We start from the raw sequence: 25,500 nt of genomic DNA, 5'->3' as shown, positions 1-25,500 counted from the left end.
TGTGGACGGAGCCGCACCACACGAGTCCGAAATGTCCAAATTCCGGCGCTTGTGGCGAAGCGGAGCGCTCTTTTCGGAGGGCCTGCTCCCCGAGGGCACGACCGGGCCGCGTGCGCATCCCGCGGTCCGTTTCTTCATCCGCTGGGTCCGTCGTCCCCTGCTGCCCGTGCTCCGGCTGTGGCGGCGGAACATCCAGCTGCGCGTCGTCGCCGCGACGCTTCTCATGTCACTCGGTGTGGTGCTGCTGCTCGGCATCGTCGTCATCGGCCAGGTGCGCAACGGCCTGCTGGACGCCAAGGAGAAGACGGCCCAGAGCCAGGCCGCGGGCGGCTTCGCGGCCGCCCAGGAAATGGCCGACAGCGCAGGCAGCGGACGCAGCGGCGCGGGACAGGGCCGCCCGGGCAGCGGAGGCCGCAGCACGCAGAACACGGGCACCTGGCTGAACAACCTGGTGGAACAGCTCGCGAGCGGCGGCCAGGGGGTCTACTCCGTCGTTGCGCTCGGCTCCCAGAACGACGAATCGCCGTTCCTGGGGAACGGCCGGTCCACCACACGCGGACCGCGTGCCTCCGGCGACATCCGTCCCGAGGAGAGCATCCCCGCGGACCTGCGCAGGGCTCTGGACAAACAGCCCGGCACCCATCAGCGCTACGCGAAGGTCGTCCGACAGGACGGGAGCAGCACCGCCGGACTCATCGTCGGCAAGCGGCTCAACGACGCCGGCGGAGCTCCGTACCAGATGTACTACGTCTTCCCCTTCACGCTGGAGGAGGAGTCGCTCAACCTCGTGAAGGGCACTCTGGCAACGGCCGGGGTGTTCGTGGTCGTGCTGCTGGGCGCGATCGCATGGCTGGTGGTGCGCCAGGTCGTCACACCCGTACGGATGGCCGCGGGAATCTCCGAGCGGCTGGCGGCCGGTCGGCTCCAGGAGCGGATGAAGGTCACGGGCGAGGACGACATCGCCCGGCTCGGCGAGTCCTTCAACAAGATGGCGCAGAACCTCCAGGTGAAGATCCAGCAGCTGGAGGAGCTCTCGCGCATGCAGCGCCGCTTCGTCTCCGACGTCTCCCACGAGTTGCGCACACCGCTCACCACGGTCCGCATGGCCGCGGACGTGATCCACGAGGCGCGGGACGAGTTCGATCCCGTCACCGCGCGTTCCTCGGAGCTGCTGCTTGGGCAGCTCGACCGGTTCGAGTCCCTGCTGGGCGATCTGCTGGAGATCAGCCGGTTCGACGCCGGAGCCGCCAATCTCGAGGCCGACCCGATCGACCTGCGCGACATCGTGCGCCGCGTCGTCGACGGGTGCGAACCGCTCGCCGACCGGAAGGGAAGCCGCATCCTGGTGCGCGGCGACGAGCACCCCGTGGTCGCGGAGGCGGACGGACGCCGGATCGAGCGGGTGCTGCGCAACCTCGTCGACAACGCCATAGAGCACGGCGAAGGCCACGACGTGGTGGTCAGGCTGGCATCCGGAGGCGGAGCGGTCGCGGTCGCGGTACGGGACTACGGCGTCGGGCTCAGCAGCGGCGAGGCGGAGCGGGTCTTCAACCGCTTCTGGCGGGCGGACCCGGCGCGGGCCCGTACGACAGGAGGCTCCGGCCTCGGCCTGTCCATCGCGCTCGAGGACGCCCGGCTGCACGGCGGCTGGCTCCAGGTGTGGGGCGCTCCGGGAGGCGGTTCGCAGTTCCGCCTCACGCTGCCCCGTACGGCAGGGGAGACGCTGCGCTCCTCGCCGATCCCGCTCCAGCCCGCGGATGCCCGCCGGAAGCGGTCTGCTGGCGGGCGGCGTGGCCGTAAGGGCTCGGTACCGGCCCAGGGACGGCAGGAAGCGGCGGCTCCGTCCCGGGCGGACGGGGCGGAGGCACCGGCTCCGGTGCCGGTTCCGAAGCCGGCCCCGGCGGCCGGAGCGGCTGCCGGGCGGCCCGCGTCAGCGCTCGCCGCGCAGCGCGCCGCCGCTTCGGGTGCCGAGGACGAGCCGAGGAGCGAGGACGGGAAACGTTGATGGGTGCTGAGCGGCGAAGGCGCGGCCCAAGGGCCGCGGCTGTACAGCTGACCGCGGTCGCGCTGCTGCTGTCGGGCTGCGCTTCCATGCCGGACGACGGCACCGTCGATCACGTCGACTCCTCGCGCCGCGCCGACCCCGACTCGCAGGTGCGCGTCTTCGGCGTGAGCCCGCAGAAGGGCGAGAAGCCGCAGCAGATCGTCCGCGGCTTCCTCGAGGCGACGACGAGCGACGAGGCGGCCTTCTCGACGGCGAAGGAATACCTCACCGACGGAGCGGCGGACGACTGGGATCCCTTCGCCGGTACGAGCGTCGTCTCGGGCGGGCCGAGCCCGGGCACCGCGCGGAAGGACACGAGCGGCGGCAGCGGCTTCACCGTCCGGGTGACCGGCACGCGCGTCGCCGAGGTCGACGCCGCTCACGCGTACTCGCCCGACGAGGGCGAATACGCGGAGGCCTTCCACCTTTCCAAGGACCACGGGGAGTGGCGGATCAACCACCTCCCGGACGGGCTGGTGCTCGGCGAGTCCGACTTCCAGCGCATCTACCGTCCGATCAACAACTACTACTACGCGGAACTGGGCAGCGACGCCGAGTCGATCACTGGCGGCAGGGACGTACTGGTGGCCGATCCGGTGTTCCTGCGCCGCCGGATAGATCCCGTCACGGCGACGGTCGACGCACTGCTGGCAGGCCCGACCGGCTGGATCGACCCGGTGGTGCGCTCGGCCTTCCCCCGGGGCACGCGGCTCGCCCGGGGGCAGCGTCTGTCCCTGGACGACGCCGGAGCGTTGACGGTACGGCTCAACTCGAAGGGCGCCGGCGTGGGCGAGCGGCGCTGTGTGCGCATGGCGACGCAGGTTCTGCACACGGTGCAGGACCAGGCGTCGGCGAAGGTCAGCAAGGTGGTGCTCGCCGGCCCCGAGGGCCGCACGCGGTGCGAGCGCACTCGCGAACAGGCCGAGGACAACGAGCCGGGGCGGCTCAACGGCCGTGCGTCGCACCAGTACTTCGTCGACGGCGATCACCGTGTCTCGTTCTTCGACGAGGACAGCGAGGATCCGCGGCCGGTCGCGGGGGCGCTGGGCAAGGGCGAGACGGAGATGGGCGCCGTCTCCGTCAACCGCGCCGAGCAGGAGGGCGCGGCGGTCTCCCGCGCGCGCCGGTCTCTGTACGTCACGCGTCTCAGGGAGGGCGCCGACCTGGGCGAGCCCGTGCTGACGAGCAAGGCGAAGCGCGAGAACGAACGGCTGACGGCACCCAGTTGGGACGGCCTGGGCGACCTGTGGATCGCGGACCGCGACCCGGACCACCCGCGCCTGCTGCGTCTGGCAGGAGGCAAGGAGAAGCCCGAAGATGTCGATGTGCCGGGTCTGCGCGAGGGGGAGCGGATCGATTCGCTCCGGATCGCTTCGGACGGTGTACGCATAGCGCTGCACATACGGCAGAAGGACGGTTCGCGGGATCTGCGGCTCGGCCGCGTCCAGCGCCAGAGGACGGCCGACGGTTCGCGTGTGAGGGTGACCGCGCTGCGGCCTCTCGCACCGCAGTTCGAGGACGTCGCGGCGATGTCCTGGGCGGGGGGCAGCCGACTCGTGGTCGTCGGGCGCGAATCCGGCAGTGTGCAGCAGATGCAGTACATCGAGACCGACGGCTCGACCTCGGACCAGCCAACCCTTCCCGGCATCAACGACGTGACGGGCGTTGCCGCTTCGGAGGACGAGAGCAAGCCTCTGCTGGCCGACTCGGAGGACGGCATCCTGCGGCTGCCTCCCGACGCCAACTGGAAGACGCTGACCGACAGCGGTACCAGCCCCGCCTACCCCGGCTAGGGCTGTGGCCGGACCTTCCCGGCCACAGCCCCGGACATCCGTCCGCGCTGGTCCGCGAGCTTTCCACAGGCCTGGCGGGCCAATGCTGCCGCTGGGAAAGTGGTCGCCGTGCGGGAGTTGTGGCAAGGACTCAACCAGGAACTCGCAGGTCTGGTGCTTCCGTCCGAGTGCGCCGGGTGCGGACTGCCGCGGGTGCGCGGGGAATTGTGCGCGCGGTGCGGTGGAGCGCTTGCCGGTGCTCGGCCGAGTCGGGTGCGTCCCTGGCCCGTTCCGCCCTGGCTTCCCCGCGTGTACGCGGCGGTGCCGTACGACGGAGCTGCTCGGGCCGTGCTGCTTGCTCACAAGGAGCGCGGGGCGCTGCGCTTGGCGCGTCCGCTCGGTGGACTGCTGGCAACGGCGGTGCGCGAAGCCCGCATACATGCTCGGAGAGCACCCGGGAAAGGGGTGGGGGAAGAACAGAAAAGGCCGCTGACGCTCGTGCCGGTGCCGTCGGCGCGGCTCGCGGTTGCGGGCCGCGGCCATGATCCGGTGCGGCGCGTCGCCTTGGCGGCCGCCCGTGAGCTGCGCAGGGAAGGGCTGCCCGCGCGCGTGCTGACTGTGCTCAGGCAGAGACGCACGGTGGCCGATCAGGCGGGGCTGACGGCGCGGGAGCGGGCGGTGAACCTCAGTGGCGCGCTGGAGTTGGTGCCGGGCAGCGCGAAGCTGCTGACCGGAGAGGAGACGCTGCTGGTCGACGATGTGATGACAACAGGTTCGTCTCTCGCCGAGGCGGCTCGCGCCCTCGCGGAGGGAGCACGGACGGTGAGCGCGGCGGCCGTTGTCGCGTTCAGACGAAAAGCTGAAAAACCGCCTTGGAATGCCGCGAACAATTAGCAGGCGTCAAGTGCTTTCGCGGGTCGTTGTCGCAAATTGATACCTGAACGTAGGTACGTGCCAGTAGGGGGTGCCCAGCATCCTCCCGTGGAGGTACGTTCGAGGTGGGGTGACGATCTTCCCCAAGGGGGAGAAGGAGGTGAAAGTCGCAAGCCGAGGTTCCGGAGGCTGGCGGCAAAGGCCGGTCCCGCCTCCGGTGTCAGTGCACAAAGGAGGCACTCCGTTTAGCTAAGGCGGAGTGCTTCGGGAACGGAGTTCTGCGTGGACATCGTCGTCAAGGGCCGCAAGACAGAGGTGCCTGAGAGGTTCCGGAAGCACGTGGCCGAGAAGCTGGCGAAGATCCAGAAGCTCGACGGAAAGGTGATCAACCTGGATGTCGAGGTGTGCAAGGAACACAATCCCCGGCAGGCGGACCGTTCCGAGAGGGTGGAGATCACCCTCCGCACTCGCGGGCCGGTCATTCGTGCGGAGGCAGCGGCCTCCGACCCCTACGCTGCACTCGACCTGGCAGCAGCAAAGCTCGAGGCACGGCTGCGCAAACAGCACGACAAGCGCCGGGTACACCGTGGAGGGAGCCGCGCGCCGATCAGTGTGGCTGCAGCCACCGCACACCTCGCGGCAGAACTCAACGGACAGCTCGACGCCGCGGCGGCGGCGGCCTCCGCACCGGCGCAGGCCGAAGAGAAGCCGATGACCACCAGGGTGGGCCCGCTGGAAGTCCAGGGCGACGGACCGCTCGTCGTCCGCGAGAAGACCCACGCTGCCGCGCCGATGGCTTTGGATCAGGCTCTTTACGAAATGGAGTTGGTCGGCCACGACTTCTACCTCTTCGTCGACTCCGAGACCAAGCAGCCGAGCGTCGTCTACCGCCGGCACGGCTACGACTACGGCGTGATCCATCTGGACCCGGATCCGTTCGCCGTGGATCCGCCTCCTGAAGCCGGCGGCGCACTTGGTGGCTGACCGTCCGGAACCGTTGAGACCACGCCCCCGGCCGGGCCGAGAACCCGGCCGGGGGCGCGAACGTGGAATTATGGCCTCACTCGTCAACCTGTGCCCTGTGCAGCGCGGTTGGCGCGGCATAGCCTGCAGGGGGAGGATTGATGGCGGAAAGCTTCGGGCCTGTGATGCCCATGGCGGAAGCGCGCCCGGTACGGGGCGCGTTGGAGGACGGCGCCCCGCATGAGCGGCAGCAGCCGGAGCCGATCCGAGTGCTCGTCGTGGATGACCACGAACTCTTCCGGCGCGGACTGGAGATCGTCCTCGCCCAGGAGGAGGACATCCAGGTCGTCGGCGAGGCGGGAGACGGGGCAGAAGCCGTCGAGAAGGCCGCCGACCTGCTGCCCGACATCGTGCTGATGGATGTACGGATGCCCAAGCGCGGCGGCATCGAGGCCTGCACCTCCATCAAGGAGGTGGCACCCAGCGCGAAGATCATCATGCTGACGATCAGCGACGAGGAAGCCGACCTCTACGACGCCATCAAGGCCGGAGCCACCGGCTATCTCCTCAAGGAGATCTCCACGGACGAGGTGTCGGCGGCGATCCGCGCAGTGGCCGACGGCCAGTCCCAGATCAGCCCGTCGATGGCCGCGAAGCTGCTCACCGAGTTCAAGTCGATGATCCAGCGCACCGATGAGAGCAAGCTGGTACCGGCCCCGAAACTGACCGACCGCGAGCTGGAAGTGCTCAAGCTCGTGGCGACCGGCATGAACAACCGAGACATCGCGAAAGAGCTCTTCATCAGCGAGAACACCGTCAAGAACCACGTGCGCAACATCCTGGAGAAGCTCCAGCTCCACTCACGCATGGAGGCCGTGGTCTACGCGATGCGGGAGAAGATCCTGGAGATCCGCTGACCGGAGCAGGCGCGGGAGCCCAGCGGGCAGCGTTCGCGGACCGCGGACCGCGGACCGCGGACCGGGGACCGCGTGAGGAGTGTCCCGAGAAGCCCGGCCGCGCCGACCGGGCCTCCTTCACACTCCCTCTGGCCCTTCCGTCAGGGCATGAGCCAGTGCTTCCGCGAGCTTCGCGTCGTCGCAGCGCTCCACGCGCACCTCTTCGCAACCGACCCAAGAGGCCGCTTCCCACAGGGCCTTGGCCATCGGCGCGACAGCCTTGCGGCCGGCCATGGAGACCTGGCGGGCAAGCAGGGTCCTGCCCTCCCGCCCCGGGTCGACCCGGCCCAGCAACCTGCCCCCCGAGAGCAGCGGCATCGCGAAGTAGCCGTGTATCCGCTTGGGTTTGGGCACGTACGCCTCGAGCCTGTGCGTGAAGCCGAATATCCGCTGCGTACGCGGCCTGTCCCAGACCAGGGAGTCGAAGGGCGAGAGCAGCGTCGTACGGTGCCGCCCCCGGGGCGAGGCATCGAGGGCGACCGGGTCGGCCCAGGCAGGCTTCCCCCAGCCCTCGACCTCCACCGGAACCAGATCCGTGTCCGGAAGCACCGCGTCCACCTGCTCTCCCTTGAGCCGGTGGTAGTCGGCGAGGTCGGCGCGTGTCGCGACGCCCATCGCCACCCCCGCCTGCGCGACGAGACGCCGCATGCACTCGCGGTCGTCGATGTCGTCGTGCAGCAACTCGTCCGGGATGGCGCGCTCGGCGAGGTCGTAGACCCGCTTCCAGCCGCGCCGTTCGGTGCAGACCACCTCGCCCGTATCGAGCATCCACTCCACGGCGATCTTCGTCTCGGACCAGTCGAACCACTCGCCGCCGTTCTTCCCGCCGCCCAGCTCGGTCGTGGTCAGCGGCCCGTCGGTCTTGAGCCTGTCCCGCACCAATGCACAGGCCGCTTCCCGGTCCTCCAGGATGTGCCAGCGGTGCCCGCGGGCACGCCGCTCACGGCGCCTGAAAGCGAAGTGAGGCCACTCCTCGACGGGCAGGATGCACGCGGCGTGCGACCAGTATTCGAAGCTGTGGCCGCCCGTCCAGTACGCGGATTCGACGGCGGACCGGCCGACGGCGCCCAGGCGTGCGTACGGAACGAGCTCGTGCGAGCGGGCCAGGACAGAGATCGTGTCCAACTGGACGGCGCCCAGCCTCCGCAGCACACCGCGCACCCCGGCACGCCGGTCCGGCGCGCCCAGCAGCCCCTGCGCGGAGAGGGCCACCCTGCGGGCCTCGTCGGCGGAGAGCGACACATCCACAGTCGTCATGCCGCAGAACCATAGACGCACCCACTGACACGCCGGGACGGCGGAACGGAACCTTCCTCCGGGATCAGAGCCCCCGCATCCCCGGCAGAAGCCGGTACCCGATGCGGACCGCCGGTCACCGGCACCCGTACCCGCCCGCGCCCCGCGCTCACGTGCCCGCGGCCGGCCGGTCAGCCGCCGGCGGCCGACCGGCCGGCCGCGGGCAGATACGGCGTCTCCATCTGCCGCCCCAGATCGACGGGCAGCAGCGTCGCCACCCACGCATCCCGCCTCGTGCCTCGCTGGACGATCCGCGCGCGCTGCGTCCCCTCCATCACGAAACCCAGCCGCAGGGCAACCGCCCGCGACGCGACGTTCCCGGCCTCCGCCACCCACTCCAGGCGTTCGGCCTTGAGCTCCGAGAACGCCCAGCTGATCACGGCGCGCCCCGCCTCCACCGTGTAGCCCTTGCCCCGGTGCTCCTTCACCGCCCAGAAGCCCAGCTCCGCCTGCCGTTCCGGGGTGCGCAGCTGGGCCAGCCGGACCAGGCCCATCGAGCCGACGAGGACACCCGATTTCGTGAAGACGCCGAAGTTGTACATCGTGTCCTCCCGCCAACCCGCCCGGCTGACGCCGAACACGAAGTCCTGCGCGTCCTTGAGCCTGTAGGGATCAGGCACCGGTATCCAGCGCACGATCTCCGGATCCTGGCAGGCTGCCCGGACCGGCTCCACGTCTCTCTCGTCGAAGGGACGCAGCAGCAGGCGTTCGGTGGTGAGGGTGGTGGGCTCCATGGGGTGATTGTGCCTCCGGGCCCTTTGGCCGGGCGGGCGATACCCGGCCGGCCGCCTGCCGCGGCACCTTCCAGCACTCCGGACCGTTAGGGGTACAGGGGCGTACGTCCCTCGCATACGATGGCCGGTGCGGCCGCGACGGTATCGCCGTGTCCGCGCACTGACCGTGCCAGGTTCGACCGGCAAGGAGCCACCCTAAGTGTCCGTCTTCGGCAAGCTCATGCGCGCAGGTGAAGGGAAGATCCTGCGCAGGCTGGACCGCATCGCGCGGCAGGTGAATTCCATCGAAGAGGACTTCGTGGACCTGTCCGATGCCGAGCTCCGGGCCCTCACGGATGAGTACAAGGAGCGGTACGCGGACGGCGAAAGCCTCGACGACCTGATGCCGGAGGCCTTCGCGACCGTGCGGGAGGCCGCGAAGCGCGTACTCGGCGAGCGTCACTACGACGTCCAGATCATGGGCGGTGCGGCGCTGCACCTCGGGTACGTCGCGGAGATGAAGACCGGTGAGGGCAAGACCCTGGTCGGCACGCTGCCCGCGTACCTGAACGCCGTATCGGGCAAGGGCGTCCACATCATCACGGTGAACGACTACCTCGCCCAGCGGGACTCGGAGTGGATGGGCCGCGTCCACCGCTTCCTCGGCCTGAGCGTCGGCTGCATCGTGGCGCACATGACGCCGGCGGAGCGCCGCGAGCAGTACAACTGCGACATCACCTACGGCACCAACAACGAGTTCGGCTTCGACTACCTGCGCGACAACATGGCCTGGTCGAAGGACGAACTTGTCCAGCGCGGCCACAGCTTCGCGATCGTGGACGAGGTCGACTCCATCCTCATCGACGAGGCGCGCACGCCGCTGATCATTTCGGGGCCCGCCGACCAGGCCACGAAGTGGTACAGCGACTTCGCCAAGCTCGTGAAGCGCCTGGAGAAGGGCGAGGCCGGCGACCCCCGCACGCAGAAGCCCGAGACCGGCGACTACGAGGTCGAGGAGAAGAAGCGCACTGTCGGCATCCACGAGCAGGGCGTCGTCAAGGTCGAGGACTGGCTGGGGATCGACAACCTCTACGAGTCGGTCAACACGCCCCTCGTCGGCTATCTGAACAACGCCATCAAGGCCAAGGAGCTCTACCACAAGGACAAGGACTACGTCGTCATGGACGGCGAGGTCATGATCGTGGACGAGCACACGGGCCGGATCCTCGCCGGCCGCCGCTACAACGAGGGCATGCACCAGGCGATCGAGGCCAAGGAAGGCGTGGAGATCAAGGACGAGAACCAGACTCTCGCCACGATCACCCTGCAGAACTTCTTCCGTCTCTACGACAAGCTCTCGGGCATGACCGGTACGGCCATGACGGAGGCCGCCGAGTTCTACCAGATCTACAAGCTGGGTGTCGTCCCGATCCCCACGCACCGCCCCCTCGCCCGCGCCGACCAGGCCGACCTGATCTACCGCACCGAGGTCTCCAAGTTCGACGCGGTCGTCGACGACATCGCGGAGAAGTACGAGAAGGGCCAGCCCGTGCTGGTCGGCACGACCTCGGTGGAGAAGTCCGAGTACCTCTCTGAGCAGCTCAACAAGCGCGGCGTACGCCACCAGGTCCTCAACGCGAAGAACCACGAGCGTGAGGCCGCGATCGTCGCCGAGGCGGGCCGCAAGGGCTCCGTCACGGTCGCCACGAACATGGCCGGCCGCGGCACCGACATCAAACTCGGCGGCAACGCCGAGGGCATGGCGGAGAAGGAGCTGCGCGACCGCGGGCTGGACCCGGTCGAGAACGCAGAGGAGTGGGCGGCGTCCCTGCCGGCCGCCCTTGAGAAGGCGGAGCGCTCCGTCAAGGACGCGGTCGACGAGGTCAAGGAACTCGGCGGTCTGTACGTGCTGGGCACCGAGCGGCACGAGTCCCGCCGCATCGACAACCAGCTGCGTGGCCGCTCGGGCCGTCAGGGCGACCCGGGCGAGTCCCGCTTCTACCTGTCGCTGGGCGACGACCTGATGCGCCTGTTCAAGGCGCAGATGGTGGAGCGCGTGATGGCGATGGCGAACGTGCCGGACGACGTCCCCATCGAGAACAAGATGGTGACCAGGGCGATCGCTTCCGCGCAGTCCCAGGTCGAGCAGCAGAACTTCGAGATCCGCAAGAACGTCCTGAAGTACGACGAGGTGCTCAACCGGCAGCGCGAGGTCATCTACGGCGAGCGCCGCCGCGTCCTGGAAGGCGAGGACCTGCACGAGCAGGTGCGGCACTTCATGGACGACACGATCGAGGCGTACGTGCAGGCCGAGACGGTCGAAGGCTTCGCCGAGGAGTGGGACCTGGACCGGCTGTGGAGCGCGTTCAAGCAGCTCTACCCGGTGCGGGTGACCATCGAGGAACTGGAAGAGGCCGCCGGGGAACGCGAGGGCATCACCGCCGAGTTCATCGTCGATTCCGTCAAGGACGACATCCACGAGCAGTACGACGCGCGTGAGGCGGAGCTCGGCAGCGAGATCATGCGTGAGCTCGAGCGGCGCGTGGTCCTCTCGGTGCTCGACCGCAAGTGGCGTGAGCACCTCTACGAGATGGACTACCTCCAGGAGGGCATCGGCCTGCGCGCCATGGCGCAGAAGGACCCGCTGGTCGAGTACCAGCGCGAGGGCTTCGACATGTTCCAGGCCATGATGGACGGGATCAAGGAGGAGTCCGTCGGCTACCTGTTCAACCTGGAGGTCCAGGTGGAGCAGCAGGTCGAGGAGGTCCCCGTCCAGGAGAAGCGTCCCGATGAGAAGGCCTCGCTGGAGAAGGAACCGCAAGAGGTGGTTCCCGCGGGTGCGGCGGCGGGCGGCGCTCCTGCCATCCGGGCCAAGGGTCTGGACGCACCGCAGCGTCCGGACCGGCTGCACTACTCCGCGCCGACCGCCGAAGGCGGTGTCGAGGAGGGCGAGTTGGAGACCGGGAACGGCGGCCCCGTCCGTTCGGAGGCCGACGGCATGACCCGGGCGGAGCGCCGCAAGGCGCAGAAGGGCAAGCGGCGCAAGAAGTGAGCCGCGCCCGCTGACCGAGGGCGGTCCTGTGCTGCGCCCCGCCGGAGATGGCGGATTCTAGGAGTCGTTGCAACACAAGTTGATCAACTGGCTGTTGCCAGGAGCTTAGCGAGGCGCTCGGCTGGGGTTTCCCAGCCGAGTGTTTTGCGTGGGCGGCCGTTGAGTTCGGTGGCCACGGCGTCCAGGTGCTCGCGCGGGTGACGGGAGAGGTCGGTGCCTTTGGGGAAGTACTGCCGCAACAGGCCGTTGGTGTTCTCGTTCGAGCCGCGTTGCCAGGGGCTGGCCGGATCACAGAAGTAGACGGGGATGTCCGTAGCGAGCGTGAATTCGTGATGGCGGCCCATCTCGCTGCCTTGGTCCCAGGTCAGGGACCGCTTCAGGTGGGCCGGCAGGGTCTTCACGGTCTCCACGAGCGCGTCGCGGACCAGTTCGGTGTTCCGGCCGTTCGGCAGGTGCACGAGCATCACGTAGCGGGTGGCCCGCTCCACCAGGGTGCCTATGGCGGAGCGACTGTCCTTGCCTCGCCAGAGCGCGCCGTTGCGGCGTATCTCCCTGCTGATGGTCGAGGGGCTGCGGCCCAGCTCAGCGGCGATCTGCCGGACGGATGCCTTCTCCCGCAGCCGGTCGGCGATGTGGATGCGGTCCGCTTCCCGGAGGTAGCGGGAGGGGCCAGCAGCCGGGGAGCCGGCCGAGATCGGTGGCTTCGGCCTGCCGTAGGTCGGTGAGTGGTAGCCGTTGCGCCATCTCTTGCCGGTCCGCCGGTTGACCCCCACGATCCTGCATGCTTCCGCGTTGCCGTAGCCCTGACTCATGAGCTGGAGATATACCTCCCGCTCACGAGTCAGGCGACGGCCGGCCCCACCACTTCTGTCCTTGCGGATCTCGAAGTCCATCGCACCCCTTTGAGCTGGGGTGTTGCGACGACCACTGGAACCCAAGGATCTTCCGGCGGGGCGCAGCGCTGTGGCTCGGAACCGGCGGCCCGCGGGCGCTGCGTCAGGGCCGGTCCGAGGGCGACTGCCCGTCCAGTTCCACCGCCGCGCAGCGCCAGCGGCGGTCCGGGCAGAGTTCCAGGCGGAAGGCCATGGCCCGCTGCCGGTTGCCCGTGACGATCCGCGCGAACGCCTCGATGACTCCGTCGCGGGGGCGGGTACCGCGGGCATCCAGCACGGCCGGGCTCGTGCGGTCCGTTCCGCGTGGGCGCAGCGGAGCGTGGGAGGCGAGGCCGGAGAGCTCTTCATAGGCGGAGCTGCGGATGTGCCCCAGGAGCGAGTGGACGGGCCGCTGTCCGCTGAGTACGAGGACCAGCCGGCTGGCGAACCAGAAGGGCGGCTGTCGTTCCCGCTCCCTGGCGGCGGCGGCCCGCAGCGCGGATGCCGACGGGGAAGCGGCGGTGCGGTCGCTCACGGGGCGGGCCGTGACGGGCCCCGGGCGCCGGGCCTCCGGGCGGCGCGAGTCCCGGCGGCCGGGCGGGGCCTTGCGGGCGGCGGCCCGGCGGCTCCGGGGCGAGGCGGCCGCGGGTGGTGTGGGTGTGGTGTCCATTGGGGTCCCCCGACGAGTGGCGAGATGCGGTGAGCGGTCATGAGAAGCAGCGGTGGACGGCCATGGGAGGGCCGCCGGGCGCCGGTGTCTACCGAGCGGTAGCTTCACTCACGGTTGTATCTGGGTGACCGTTTGGTCGCAATGCGTGACGAAGCGTGCGGCGGGCCGCCCGTGCGATTCACCTATCAGGACGGCCAGCGGGGCAGGGTTGACACGCGGCCCCTCTCACCTGCGGCTTTGCGTGGAAGCCGGAGGGCGGGCAGGAGGCCTGCGGCCCGTATCCTGGCGTGGCACACCCTCCGGCGATACACGAAAGCGGCAGCCCATGCGTGTCTACGTGCCTCTGACCTTCCCAGCGCTGCGTGACGCCCACCGGGCCGGTGAGCTGGCGCCGGAGCGTGGCGGCACCGTCGCGTACGCGGTCACGCCGGGCCTGCGTGAGTGGTATCTCTCCGACGACAGCGAGGAGTTGGAGTACGCGGCGCTCAACCGCGCGGCCCAGGCCTCGCTGCGGCTGCTGGCGGTGAGGCCGGAGGTGTCCCGCCGCCGCGTAGTGCTGGCCCTCGACGTCGCGGACGCCGCGGTCTCCTTCGACCCCGGCCGCGGCCTGGACCGTGAATCCCTCGGGGAGGTGCGCATCGAGGGCCCTGTACCGCTGTCGAAGGCGGCGGCCGTGCACATGGACTCCGGCGAGGCCGAGGCGGACGTGGCCGCTGCAGCCGATGCGCTCGGCGCGGCGGACATGGGCGACGACGACGCCCGGTTCACGGTGGACGGGGCCGAGGACCACGAGCTTCTCTGGTTCGCCACACAGGAGATCCCGCACCTGACCGACTGACGAGGGCGGCGTGGATCACTGAGAGCCACGGTTCACGCGAGTCGGTGGGACCGGCCGCAACCGGACGCCGCCGGTGCATCGCAACCGGGCCGGTGCCACGACGGTAGGCCGGCGGTGGAACGCGGCGAAGCGTCAGGACGGCCGAATCCGGTATCGCGTTGTCACACCCCGGACGTACCGTCGTATGCATGGGTCTGGGACAAAAACACAGACGGTCCGCTCACATCGTCTGGGACTGGAACGGCACGCTGCTGCACGACATTCACGCCGTCATCGCTGCGACGAACGCCGCCTTCGCCGAGCTCGGGCACCCTTCCATCACGCTGGAGCGCTATCGCGAGCTGTACTGCGTTCCCGTCCCGCGGTTCTACGAGCGGCTGATGGGGCGGCTGCCCAGCGCGGAGGAATGGGAGGTGATGGACGAGACCTTTCACCGGCACTACTGGCGGCAGGCGGAGCACGCGGGCCTGGCCGACGGCGCGGCGGAACTGCTCACGAACCTCGCTGCGGCCGGGCACACGCAGTCGCTGTGCTCGCTCGCTCCGCACGACCGGCTCGTCCCGCTCCTGCGGACACACGGGATCGACGGGCACTTCGTCCGTGTCGACGGCGCGAGGGGGCCCAACGGAAGCGGCAAGGCCGAGCAGATGGCGCGCCATCTGCTGTCCCTGCACGGCGTACGGGCGGAACGAACGGTGGTCATCGGGGACGCCGTGGACGATGCGAAGGCCGCGGCGCACGTGGGCGCCCGTGCCGTGCTCTACACGGGCGGTTCGCACAGCCGGGCGAGCCTGGAGACGGCCGGCGTGCCCGTGGTGGACACCTTGGCCGAGGCCGTCGAGACGGCCGAACAGATAACCGCATAGCCGCGGTCGGGGCGGTCGGCGCCAACAGGGTCCGCCGGTACGGCAGTCGGAGCGGCCGGTGCGGCAACGGGCGGGGAGGGAACCGGGAGCCGGGCGGGTGAGGAAACGGCACAGAAGGGGCGGCCGTAAGGCCGCTTCACACGGGGCGGGCGGTTCTCGTCGCTGTCCACTCCGTCCAAGACCAACCCCCGATTTTGTACACATAAGGTCTATGACGGCCCCCGGTGCGGTGGCTGTAGCCTACGGGGCGTGATCAGCGCGATATCTCCCGGGGGCCGCGAGGCCCCCGCCCGGTGCCCGTTGCGCGACAGCGCCGAGGGCCGCCGCTGGTCGTTCTTCACGGCACGCGTCGAGCCCCGGGCAACCGCCCGCGTTCCGATGCCGTGTCCGGACAAGCCCACGCCATTTCACGTCACGCAACGGCGCGCGACAGGAGCCACAGGACATGCAGACCAAGCTGGACGAAGCAAAGGCCGAGCGGCTGGAAGAAGCCGCCCGGGTAGCTGAGGAGAGCCCGGCCGGGGGACAGCACCCGGCGCGGGGTCTCGAGAACGGAGCGCTCAGGGCGTTCCTCCAGCGCTACTACCTGCACACCGCGCCGGAGGACCTCAAGGACCGTGACCCGGTCGACATCCTCGGTGCGGCGTTCTCGCACTACCGTCTGGCGCAGGAGCGGCCCCAGGGCACGGCCAGCGTGCGTGTGCACACCCCGTCGGTGGACGAGAACGGCTGGACCTGCACGCACACAGTCATCGAAGTCGTCACCGACGACATGCCCTTCCTCGTGGACTCCGTCACGAACGAGCTGTCCCGGCAGCACCGTGGCATTCACGTCGTGATCCACCCCCAGGTGATCGTGCGCCGCGACGTTGCGGGGAAGCTGCTCGAGGTGATGGACGCCGGGCGCAACAAGCTCGGTCACCCGCCGGTGCGGGAGTTGCCGCACGACGCCCTCACCGAGTCCTGGATCCACGTCGAGGTCGACCGTGAGACCGAGCGTGACGACCTCAAGCAGATCACGGACGATCTGCTGCGCGTCCTCTCCGACGTGCGCGAAGCCGTCGAGGACTGGCGCAAGATGCGCAGCGCGGCGCTCGGCATCGCCGATGAGCTGGACTCCGAGCCCACCGCCCCCGACCTGCCCGACCAGGAAGTGGAGGAGGCGCGGGAGCTGCTGCGCTGGCTCGCCGACGACCACTTCACCTTCCTCGGCTTCCGCGAGTACGAGCTGACGGAGGAAGTTCCCGACGGGGACCAGGAGTTGACGCTCACCCCGGTGCCGGGCACGGGGCTGGGCATCCTGCGGTCCGACCCGCACCAGACCTCCGGCGACGAGGGCCATCCGGTCTCCCCGTCCTTCAGCCGCCTTCCCGCGGACGCCCGCGCCAAGGCCCGTGAGCACCGCCTGCTGGTGCTGACGAAGGCCAACAGCCGGGCCACCGTGCACCGTTCGTCGTACCTCGACTACGTGGGTGTGAAGAAGTTCGACGCCGAGGGCAACGTCGTGGGGGAGCGGCGCTTCCTCGGTCTCTTCTCCTCCGCCGCGTACACGGAGTCGGTGCGCCGTGTGCCCGTCATCCGACGCAAGGTCGCCGAGGTGCTCAGCTCCGCGGGGTTCGCTCCGGACAGCCACGCCGGCCGGGACCTGCTCCAGATCCTGGAGACCTATCCGCGCGACGAGCTGTTCCAGATCCCTGTCGACCAGCTGCGCTCCATCGCCACCTCTGTGCTCTATCTGCAGGAGCGCCGCCAGCTGCGGCTGTATCTGCGCAAGGACGAGTACGGGCGGTACTACTCGGCGCTCGTCTACCTGCCCCGCGACCGCTACACGACGACGGTCCGGCTTCGGCTGACGGAGATCCTCACCGAGGAACTGGGCGGCACCAACGTCGACTTCAGCGTCTGGAACACCGAATCGGTGCTGACCAGGCTGCACTTCGTGATCCGGCTCAAGCCGGGCTCACGGCTGCCCGAGCTGACCGACGCCGAGGTGACCCGGATCGAGAGCCGCCTGGTGGAGGCCGCGCGCTCCTGGGCCGACGGCTACGCGGAGGCGCTGACGGCCGAGTTCGGTGAGGAGCAGGCCGCGGAGCTGGGTCATCTCTACAGCGCCAACTCCTTCCCCGAGGGGTACAAGGCCGACTTCCCGCCGCGTGCCGCCGTCGCGGATCTTCAGCATCTGAACAGACTCGCGCGAGGCGAGGGCACCGCCGACTTCTCACTCAGCCTGTACGAACCGGTCGGCGCCGGTCCGGGCGAGCGCAGATTCAAGATCTTCCGCATCGGTGAGCCCGTCTCGCTCTCGGCCGTCCTCCCGGCGCTCCAGGCCATGGGCGTCGAGGTCGTCGACGAGCGTCCGTACGAGCTGCGCTGCAGCGACAAGAGCAGGGCGTGGATCTACGACTTCGGCCTGCGCATGCCCGTCTCCCACGCGCACGGCCTCGGTGAGGACGCACGCGAACGCTTTCAGGACGCCTTCACCGCCGTATGGACGGGCCGCGCGGAGAACGACGGGCTCAACTCCCTTGTGCTCTCCGCCGGTCTGACGTGGCGGCAGGCGATGGTGCTGCGTTCCTACGCGAAGTATCTGCGGCAGGCCGGTGCCACCTTCAGCCCGACGTACATGGAGGACACCCTCCGGCACAACGTGCACACGACCCGGCTGCTGGTGAACCTCTTCGAGGCCCGGCTCGACCCCAGCCGCTCACAAGCCGGGCACGAGCTGACGGACGGCCTGCTGGAGGAGCTCGACGGCGCGCTGGACCAGGTCGCGAGCCTCGACGAGGACCGCATTCTGCGCTCGTTCCTCACCGTCATCAGGGCCACCCTGCGTACCAACTACTTCCAGAGTGCCGGTGCGGGCAGCAGGGCGGGAGGCGTGAAGGACCCGTCGGCCGGCCCGCACGAGTACCTGTCCGTCAAGCTCGACCCGCAGGCCATCCCCGATCTCCCGGCGCCGCGCCCCGAGTACGAGATCTGGGTGTACTCGCCTCGCGTCGAGGGTGTGCACCTGCGCTTCGGCAAGGTCGCGCGCGGCGGTCTGCGCTGGTCGGACAGGCGTGAGGACTTCCGAACGGAGATCCTCGGCCTGGTCAAGGCGCAGGAGGTCAAGAACACGGTCATCGTGCCGGTCGGGGCCAAGGGCGGTTTCGTCTGCAAGCAGCTCCCCGACCCGGCGGAGGACAGGGACGCGTGGCTGGCCGAGGGCATCGCCTGCTACAAGACCTTCATCTCGGGTCTGCTCGACATCACGGACAACCTCGTCGCGGGAGATGTGGTGCACCCCGAGGACGTGGTCCGTCACGACGAGGACGACACCTACCTCGTCGTCGCCGCCGACAAGGGCACCGCCACGTTCTCCGACATCGCCAACGAGGTCGCGCAGGAGTACGGCTTCTGGCTCGGCGACGCCTTCGCCTCGGGCGGTTCCGCCGGCTACGACCACAAGGGCATGGGCATCACCGCCCGCGGTGCCTGGGAGTCCGTCAAGCGGCACTTCCGCGAGCTGGATCACGACACCCAGACGCAGGACTTCACGGTCGTAGGCGTCGGCGACATGTCGGGCGACGTCTTCGGCAACGGCATGCTGCTGTCCGAACACATCAGGCTGATCGCGGCCTTCGACCACCGGCACATCTTCCTCGACCCCGATCCGGACGCGGCCACCTCGTACGCGGAGCGCCGGCGGCTGTACGACCTGCCGCGCTCCTCCTGGGAGGACTACGACACCTCGCTGATCTCCGCGGGCGGCGGCGTCTATCCGCGCACCGCGAAGTCGGTGCCGGTCACTCCGCAGGTGCGATCGGCGCTCGGCATCGAGTCGAAGGCCGGCAAGGTCACTCCGGCCGAGCTGATGCGGGCCATCCTCGGTGCCCCGGTCGACCTGCTGTGGAACGGCGGCATCGGCACGTACGTCAAGGCGTCGACGGAGTCCGACGCGGACGCCGGCGACAAGGCCAACGACGCCATCCGCATCGACGGCCAGGACCTGCGCGTGAAGGTCGTCGGCGAGGGCGGCAACCTGGGCCTCACCCAGCGGGGCCGCATCGAGTTCGCCCTGAACGGCGGCCGTGTCAACACGGACGCCATCGACAACAGTGCGGGCGTGGACACCTCCGACCACGAGGTGAACATCAAGATCCTGCTCAACGCCGTCGTGGCGAACGGGGACATGACCGTCAAGCAGCGCAACAGCCTGCTGTCGGACATGACCGACGAGGTGTGCGAGCTGGTCCTGCGCAACAACTACGCGCAGAACGTCGCGCTGGCCAACTCGATCGAGGTCGCACCGGGGCTGCTTCAGGCGCACCACCGGCACATGCGCCGCCTGACCAAGGAGGGCCGGCTCAACAGGGAGCTGGAGTTCCTGCCCAGCGACAAGCAGGTCCGTGACCGGCTCGCGGCCGGAGAGGGCCTGACGCAGCCGGAGTTGGCGGTGCTGCTCGCGTACACCAAGATCACGCTGTCGGACGACCTGATCGGCACCCAGCTCCCCGACGATCCGTACCTCCAGCAGCTGGCTCACGCCTACTTCCCGCGGCAGCTGCGCGAGCAGTTCCCCGAGGAGATCATCGGGCATGCGCTGCGCCGCGAGATCGTCACGACGCTGCTGGTCAACGACACGGTCAACACCGGCGGTTCCAGCTTCGCCCACCGCATGAAGGAGGAGACGGGAGCGTCGACCGAGGAGGTCGTGCGCGCGCACACCGCCGCCCGCGCCATCTTCCGGCTGGGCGAGATCTGGGACGAGGCGGAGGCGCTCGACAATGTCGTCGCCGCGGATGTGCTCACCAGCATCAGGCTCCAGTCGCGCCGCCTCGTCGAGCGCGGCACGCGGTGGCTGCTCAACAACCGGCCGCAGCCGCTGCAACTCGCCGAGACGATCGAGCTGTTCAGCGACCGGGTGGCGGCCGTGTGGGACGAGCTGCCCAAGCTCCTCAAGGGCGACGACCGCGTCTGGCACCAGGCGATCCTGGACAGGCTCGCCGAGGCCGGCGTCCCGTCCGAACTGGCCATGCGGGTGGCCGGGTTCTCCGCGGCCTTCTCCGGCCTGGACGTGGTGGCCGTCGCCGACCGTACGGGCGTGCAGCTGCTCGACGTCGCCGCCGTCTACTACGACTTGGCGGACCGGCTCGGCATCACACAGCTCCAGGAGCGGGTCAGTGAACTGCCGCGTGCCGACAGGTGGCAGTCCATGGCCCGCTCGGCGATCCGCGAAGACCTGTACGCGGCACACCAGTTGATCGCCGCGGACGTGCTCTCGGAGGGCGACGGGACGGCGACGCCCGAGCAGCGGTACGAGAAGTGGGAGGAGAAGAACGCGACGATCCTCTCGCGTGCCCGTGCCACCCTCGACGAGATCCAGGCCTCGGAGACCTTCGACCTGGCCAACCTCTCGGTCGCCATGCGGACGATGCGCACGCTGCTGCGCAGCAACCGGTGAGCACCCCGGAGAGCTGAAGGCCCAGGCCGGGGAAGCCCCGGAGGGCCCGGCGGTCCCCGTGCGGTCACCCGTACGGGGACCGCCGCATGCGTGCCCGCTCCCGTCAGGCCCCGTGCCCCCTGTCCGGGGGCGGACATGGGGCACGCGTTCGGCCGTACCCAGGGCGCACCGTGCGCCCTGCCGGTCTTCACTGGAGAGGACCGCAGGGGAGGCCCATGCGTACCGAGCCGAACGCCGCTTCCGCTTCAGTGTCCGGATCAGCCCCGGGCCCGGACCCGCGCGATTCCGGGCCCTCGGCAGCCCCCTCGCCGCCCGCCGTTGCCGGGCCCGCCCCCGCACCGGCCGGCCGCCGGCTCCCGGGGTCTCTGGTGGCCGCTGCCACCGGGCTGGTTCCGCTGGCTGCCGGATATGTGCTTCAGCTGCTGGGCCTGCTGCTGGCGGGGACGACCCTCGTCGTCTCGGGCGCCGCCCTCGGCATCGCGGCCGAGTCGTGGCTGCTCGGCCGCAGACCGGCCCTGGCCCGCAGCCTCGGCGGCGCCCAGCTTCACCACCCCGTGCGGCAGCTGCTGCGGGACGCGCTTCTCCTCGGCGGCCTGGCACGGCTCGATGTGCTGCGCCCCGCCCACTACGCGGCCTGGCTCCTGATCGCGGTGCTCGGCTGCTGGGCGGCGCACTTCCTGTGCCAGGCGGTGGCCGCACGCGTACGGCGCTCACGCAGGCTGCCCGTGGTCACTCGGAACATCGACGTCTCCGCCTTGCGTATCGGTCCCACTCCGCCGGTGCTCTTCGGCCGGAACGGTACGCTCCGGCTGCTGCTGTGCAGTGCGCTCGTCACCGTCGGGGCAGCGGCCACGGCGATGACGGGCAACGCACGCTGGGGCGCCCTGACGGCTCTGCTGTGCTGGGCGGTGCTGCTGACCGGCGTGGTGCACCTGGCCTGCCGACTGCTGCCTGGACGGCGTCCGGCCGGTGAGGAGGAGGTCCTGGCCTGGCTCGACGGTTGGCTGGCGGCGTACCGGCCCACGGTCGGAATGTACTTCTCCGGTGGCACGTCCTCCGCGTACCAGGCGAACATGTGGCTTCCGATGCTCGCCCGGCTGGAGGGACGCCCGCTGATCGTGCTGCGCGAGCGGTTCATGGTGCGGCGCATCGACGCGACCGACGTCCCCATCGTGTGCATCCCGAAGGTCGCCCACCTGATGCGCCTGGAACAGTCCGGCCTTCCCGTGCTGCTGCATCCGGCGAACTCCGGCAAGACCTCCCACGTGCTGCGCATCCCCACCATCAAGCACGCCTTCATCAACCACGGCGAGAGCGACAAGCTCTCCTCCTGCAACCCTTACGCCAAGGCCTACGACCAGGTCTGGGTCGCCGGGCCCGCCGCCCGCGAGCGCTACCGCCTGGCCGGCATCGGCGTACGCGACGAGGACGTGATCGAGGTCGGCCGCCCGCAGCTGGAGGCCATCCGCCCGTACGCGGGTCCTCCGGCGGGGAAGTACACGACCGTCCTGTACGCCCCCACCTGGGAGGGGTGGACCGACGAGCCGGGCAACACGTCGCTGTTGCCGGCGGGTGAGCGGATCGTGGCCGCGCTGCTCGCGGACGAGCGGGTCCGGCTGCTCTACAAGCCGCATCCGATGACGGGTTCGGTCGACCCGGCGATGAAGGAAGCGGACGTGCGCATCCGCGCGCAGATCGCCGCAGCCAACACGTCCCGTCGCGTCGTTCATGCCGGCAATGCGGAGGCTGCGGCGGAGCTGGAGGAGCACGAGGCGGAACTGACCGCACTCGAGAAGGAGGCGTCCCGGAACCGTTGGGACGAGGCGGAGCGCATGCTTCGGCAGCACGCCGGAGCATGGCCGTCCGCCGCGACGGTGCTCGACGCCGTGGAGGCGTGGGAGGAGTGCTACTGGCGGGCCTGCGACCCGGCGGAGCACCTGGTGCTCGCGGGCGGGCGGCCGGGCATCCACTCGTGCTTCAACCAGGCCGACCTGCTCGTCTCCGATGTCTCCAGTGTGGTGTCGGACTATCTGAGCAGCGAGAAGCCGTATGCCGTCGTGAACACGACAGGGCTGACGGAGGAGGAGTTCCGGGCCGGCTTCCCGACCGTGCGCGCGGCCACCGTCCTGACGCCGGAGGCGGAGGGGGTTCCCGCCCTGCTGGAGTCGGTACGCGAGCCTGCCCGCGATGTGCTGCGGCCGGTGCGTGCGGAACTCAAGGCGTATCTGCTGGGCCCGGACGAGCCGCCGTCAGCCGTCCGCTTCGGCAGGGCAGTGGATGCGCTGCGAGCCGAGGCGCGGGCCCATCAGGCGCGCGGCTCCGGGCTGCCAACGGCGGATGTGACGGCCGGGCCGACGGAGCCGGCCGGCCCGTCGGCCCGGCGCGGGCGTACCGGCCGGCCCCCGGCGGACGCGTCGGCGGACGGGTCGGCCGACGGACCGGGCGACGCGGTCGGCGACGACGAGGCGCTCTGACTCTAGGTCCCGGCTGCCGCGGAGGGCGCGGTTCCCTTCGTCGCCGCGGGCTCCAGCGGCTTCTCCAGCGGCAACGGCTGGAGGGCCACCACCAGGTCGTTGACCAGAGAGAAGTAGAACCACACCCCTGTCTCCGTCTCACCGAGCCGGACGCGGGGCACCAGGTCGGTCTTCTTGCGGTCGGCAAGGTCGCCGAGCAGCCGTCCGAGGCGTACGCGCCGCCCGTCCTTCGCGGCGCCGATCCGCATCCACAGATCCCACACGCCCTTCAGGTCCCCGGAGTCCAGAGCGGCCGGCAGTTCGTACGGAAGCTCGAAGGAGATCGACGGCACCAGCCCGGGGGTGAGCTCGAAGGGAAGCTCGAACCCGGGCTCCGTCGCAGAGCGGGAGACGCCGACGATGGAGCCGCCGTCCTCGTCCGCTGCCTGAGCGGCGAGCCCGTACAACTCGGCGCGTAGGGTGCAGCCCTCCTTGCCGAGTTCGACGGAGGTGACCTCGGCGTGCCCGTGCCGGTGCCAGGCCCGTACGGCCAGGTAGCCGTCCAGGGTCGTGTACGGCACGCGGGGCGTGAGCACGCCGTCCTTGTCGACGGGCGCGGGCATCGACAGCAGCCGGGCCGTCTCGACGAGTTCGGACTGGACCCGTTTGCGCTTGCGGTCCGCGACCCGTTCGACGTACGTGTCCCAGCGGTCCTCCGTCAGCGGGTGCTCGGTGCGTTCGAGCCGTACCTCGACCCAGCCGTCGACGGCCTCGGCGCGCGGCGGGATCGGGATGCGGTGCGGCGTTCCGCTGTCGCGCCGCGAGCGGACGAGCAGCACGGACCGCGTCTTCGGCAGCCGCTTGGCGAGCAGGCGGATCACGAGCGAACCGTCATTGGCGACGCGGGTGCGAGCGATGGGGCGGCGCAGTTTGGCGGCCGGACGGTTCGCGTCGCGGCGGCTGCGCCAGGCTCGTACGGCGGGACGCAGCACGGGCCCTGCGACGCGCAGCGCCAAGCGGCGGAAGGGACGGGACGGGGCCGGGGCCGGGGCGGCAGCGGCCGGCTTCGGGCTCTTCTTCGCTGCGGGCTGCGGCGGTTGGAGGGAGGACGGAGCGGAGGCCGAGGGTGCGGACGTGGGGGAGGGTGCCCTGCCCGGCGGTGAGCCCTGCGCGGGAGCCTCCGCCGCACCGGGGGAGAGCTCGGGTCCGGACGCGGCGGCCGGAGCCGGGGCCACCACTCCCGCGCCTGCCTCGGTGCCTGCCTCGGTGCCGGCTTCGATGTCTGCCTCGGTGGCGGCTTCGGCGCCGGGCCGCGAGGCGACCTGGCTCCCCGCCAGGACCCGATCCGGGTGTGCGCCTCTGTTCCGTCGCTGTTCCAGCAGTTTCTCGATCAGCTGCTCGTACTCGCCGGCGATGCGCTCCGGTGAGTAGCGGGCGGCCTTCGCCAGCGCGGCCTGGCTCATCCGGTACCGCAGTTCGGGGTTCTCGATCAGCTGGATCAGCGCGTCCGCGAAGGCACGGACGCTGTCCTTCTCCGTCGGGCCGAGCGGTGAGAGCAGGCCGTCCTGCCCGTTGTCGATGATCTCCCCGGGACCGTAGGGGCAGTCCGTGCTGACGACCGGAACTCCGCAGTGCATGGCCTCGACGAGAGTCATCCCGAAGGACTCGGCGTCGGAGGAGACGGCGGCGATGGCCCCCTTCGCCCACTCGGCCTCGATGGGGGCGTGCGGGCCCATGAGGAACGCCCGGTCGTAGAGGCCGAGCCTGTCGATCCTCGCCCGCAGCGCGGCCTGTTGCCGCCCCCGTCCGTACAGCCGCAGCCGCCAGTCCGGGTGCTTCTCGGCGACGAGGGCGAACGCCTTGAGGAGACGGTCGTAGCGCTTCACCTTGATCAGCCGCCCGGCGGCGACGATCAGTTTGCTCTCTCCGTCGGACGGCTCGACGTCCACGGCCGGTACGGCGTTCGGGATGCAGGTGATGAGGGCGTCACCGTCGGCCGTCTCGGTGCCGGAACCGGTGATGGCGGCGCGGTAGTTCTCGGCGTCGGCGTAGGAGACGGTGACGAAGGCGTCGAGGAGCGGAATCGCGGCGTCCTGGTGCGAGCGCACATGGTCGCTGTGCATGGAGTGGGTGAGGTGTTCCTGACCGATGCGCAGGTACCGGTCGCTTCCGTAGGCCGCCAGGTAGTCGTTGATCTTGGGGCGGGTGGCGATGACGACGTCGGCGTCGGTGCCGCGCAGGAACTCCTCGATGCGTACGTCCCCGAGGTGCGTGGCGACTCCGCGCTCCAGGTGGTCGGCGCCCTCGGTGAAGCGGTGGCTGGGTTCGCGGAAGCGGGGGTCGTCGCCGTCGTAGCCGCGCTCGCTGCGGCGCAGTTCCAGGAGGTGGGTCATGGTGACCCGGGGGTCGAAGTTGAGGGAGGTGTCACGGACCGTACGGCGGAGGCTGACGACCTCCACCGAGTGGCGATCGGCGAGAGCTCGGGAGAGATTCACCGTGGAGCGGATCGTTCCCCCGATTCCGTAGGCGTTGTCCAGCAGAAAAGCGATTTTCATCTGGCCCGTTCCTCACAGCCGCCGCTCGAAAATTGACATCCGAAATGCACCATATCGGCAGTATTGTCCATATGTGATGTGAAAATAGCCAGCAGGGGCGAAGTCGACGTGTTCAGACGGACGATGCCTGCCGG

General features: G+C 69.9%; 14 protein-coding genes and 2 pseudogenes. 10 read left to right on the top strand and 6 right to left on the bottom strand.

Annotation, left to right across the window (positions count from 1 at the left end):
- The first annotated feature begins 31 nt into the window (after positions 1-31).
- The 5 genes from mtrB to EV375_RS09840 all read left to right on the top strand — a co-directional run bounded on the left by mtrB (position 32) and on the right by EV375_RS09840 (position 6,569).
- Entirely contained in the window at positions 32-2,005 is a 1,974-nt protein-coding gene (mtrB, locus tag EV375_RS09860) for an MtrAB system histidine kinase MtrB (RefSeq protein ID WP_207228042.1), read from the top strand.
- Positions 2,005-3,837, top strand: coding sequence for an LpqB family beta-propeller domain-containing protein (locus tag EV375_RS09855; RefSeq protein WP_130299110.1), 1,833 nt, complete (start codon positions 2,005-2,007; stop codon positions 3,835-3,837). The genes mtrB and EV375_RS09855 overlap by 1 nt, the downstream gene beginning before the upstream one ends.
- Positions 3,838-4,164: 327 nt before the next feature.
- Positions 4,165-4,710, top strand: coding sequence for a ComF family protein (locus tag EV375_RS09850; RefSeq protein WP_486588387.1), 546 nt, complete (start codon positions 4,165-4,167; stop codon positions 4,708-4,710).
- Positions 4,711-4,971: 261 nt separating this feature from the next.
- Positions 4,972-5,673, top strand: a complete 702-nt coding sequence (hpf, locus tag EV375_RS09845; protein WP_130299108.1) for a ribosome hibernation-promoting factor, HPF/YfiA family — start codon at positions 4,972-4,974, stop codon at positions 5,671-5,673.
- Positions 5,674-5,813: 140 nt separating this feature from the next.
- Complete coding sequence (locus tag EV375_RS09840; protein WP_055485234.1) at positions 5,814-6,569, top strand: response regulator; 756 nt, start codon at positions 5,814-5,816, stop codon at positions 6,567-6,569.
- A gap of 117 nt (positions 6,570-6,686) precedes the next feature.
- Here EV375_RS09840 and EV375_RS09835 read toward each other — a convergent pair whose 3' ends face one another.
- Both EV375_RS09835 and EV375_RS09830 read right to left on the bottom strand, forming a co-directional pair.
- Entirely contained in the window at positions 6,687-7,865 is a 1,179-nt protein-coding gene (locus tag EV375_RS09835) for a DNA glycosylase AlkZ-like family protein (RefSeq protein WP_130299107.1), read from the bottom strand.
- Positions 7,866-8,035: 170 nt separating this feature from the next.
- Complete coding sequence (locus EV375_RS09830) at positions 8,036-8,638, bottom strand: GNAT family N-acetyltransferase (protein ID WP_130299106.1); 603 nt, start codon at positions 8,636-8,638, stop codon at positions 8,036-8,038.
- A 199-nt stretch (positions 8,639-8,837) separates the two neighbouring features.
- Here EV375_RS09830 and secA point away from each other — a divergent pair, with 199 nt between their 5' ends.
- On the top strand, positions 8,838-11,669 hold the full coding sequence (secA, locus tag EV375_RS09825) for a preprotein translocase subunit SecA (protein WP_130299105.1): 2,832 nt from the start codon (positions 8,838-8,840) through the stop codon (positions 11,667-11,669).
- 83 nt (positions 11,670-11,752) lie between these two features.
- Here secA and EV375_RS29660 read toward each other — a convergent pair.
- From EV375_RS29660 to EV375_RS09815, 3 genes and pseudogenes are all read right to left on the bottom strand, one after another.
- Positions 11,753-12,205 (bottom strand): annotated as a pseudogene (locus EV375_RS29660) (IS30 family transposase); the annotation flags it as partial.
- A gap of 12 nt (positions 12,206-12,217) precedes the next feature.
- A pseudogene (locus EV375_RS29655) lies at positions 12,218-12,481 on the bottom strand (helix-turn-helix domain-containing protein); the annotation flags it as partial.
- A gap of 184 nt (positions 12,482-12,665) precedes the next feature.
- Entirely contained in the window at positions 12,666-13,076 is a 411-nt protein-coding gene (locus EV375_RS09815) for an Rv3235 family protein (RefSeq protein ID WP_486588386.1), read from the bottom strand.
- Between the two features lie 460 nt (positions 13,077-13,536).
- On the opposite strand from EV375_RS09815, the gene EV375_RS09810 reads away from it, so the two are divergent.
- The 4 genes from EV375_RS09810 (at position 13,537) to EV375_RS09795 (ending at position 22,832) form a co-directional block, all read left to right on the top strand.
- On the top strand, positions 13,537-14,049 hold the full coding sequence (locus tag EV375_RS09810) for a DUF6912 family protein (protein ID WP_130299103.1): 513 nt from the start codon (positions 13,537-13,539) through the stop codon (positions 14,047-14,049).
- Positions 14,050-14,237: 188 nt separating this feature from the next.
- Complete coding sequence (locus EV375_RS09805) at positions 14,238-14,915, top strand: HAD family hydrolase (RefSeq protein WP_130299102.1); 678 nt, start codon at positions 14,238-14,240, stop codon at positions 14,913-14,915.
- Positions 14,916-15,360: 445 nt separating this feature from the next.
- The gene (locus EV375_RS09800) at positions 15,361-20,358 is read left to right on the top strand and encodes an NAD-glutamate dehydrogenase (protein ID WP_130299101.1); all 4,998 of its coding nucleotides are present in this window, start codon (positions 15,361-15,363) and stop codon (positions 20,356-20,358) included.
- A gap of 368 nt (positions 20,359-20,726) precedes the next feature.
- Positions 20,727-22,832: a hypothetical protein gene (locus tag EV375_RS09795; protein ID WP_486588385.1), complete on the top strand. Its 2,106-nt coding sequence runs from the start codon at positions 20,727-20,729 to the stop codon at positions 22,830-22,832.
- Between the two features lie 2 nt (positions 22,833-22,834).
- Here EV375_RS09795 and EV375_RS09790 read toward each other — a convergent pair whose 3' ends face one another.
- Positions 22,835-25,366 (bottom strand): glycosyltransferase family 4 protein, encoded by a 2,532-nt coding sequence (locus EV375_RS09790; RefSeq protein WP_130299100.1) that lies wholly within the window; start codon positions 25,364-25,366, stop codon positions 22,835-22,837.
- Positions 25,367-25,500: the final 134 nt, after the last annotated feature.

The organism is Streptomyces sp. CNZ301 (assembly GCF_004217425.1).
Note: the sequence above shows the minus strand (reverse complement) of the source record. Positions and strands in the feature narration are given on the sequence as shown.

Coding starts and splice junctions, on each gene's coding strand:
- mtrB (WP_207228042.1), top strand. CDS start 32: ATGTCCAAATTCCGGCGCTTGTGGCGAAGCGGAGCGCTCTTTTCGGAG.
- EV375_RS09855 (WP_130299110.1), top strand. CDS start 2,005: ATGGGTGCTGAGCGGCGAAGGCGCGGCCCAAGGGCCGCGGCTGTACAG.
- EV375_RS09840 (WP_055485234.1), top strand. CDS start 5,814: ATGGCGGAAAGCTTCGGGCCTGTGATGCCCATGGCGGAAGCGCGCCCG.
- EV375_RS09835 (WP_130299107.1), bottom strand. CDS start 7,865: ATGACGACTGTGGATGTGTCGCTCTCCGCCGACGAGGCCCGCAGGGTG.
- EV375_RS09830 (WP_130299106.1), bottom strand. CDS start 8,638: ATGGAGCCCACCACCCTCACCACCGAACGCCTGCTGCTGCGTCCCTTC.
- EV375_RS09810 (WP_130299103.1), top strand. CDS start 13,537: ATGCGTGTCTACGTGCCTCTGACCTTCCCAGCGCTGCGTGACGCCCAC.
- EV375_RS09805 (WP_130299102.1), top strand. CDS start 14,238: ATGGGTCTGGGACAAAAACACAGACGGTCCGCTCACATCGTCTGGGAC.
- EV375_RS09800 (WP_130299101.1), top strand. CDS start 15,361: ATGCAGACCAAGCTGGACGAAGCAAAGGCCGAGCGGCTGGAAGAAGCC.
- EV375_RS09790 (WP_130299100.1), bottom strand. CDS start 25,366: ATGAAAATCGCTTTTCTGCTGGACAACGCCTACGGAATCGGGGGAACG.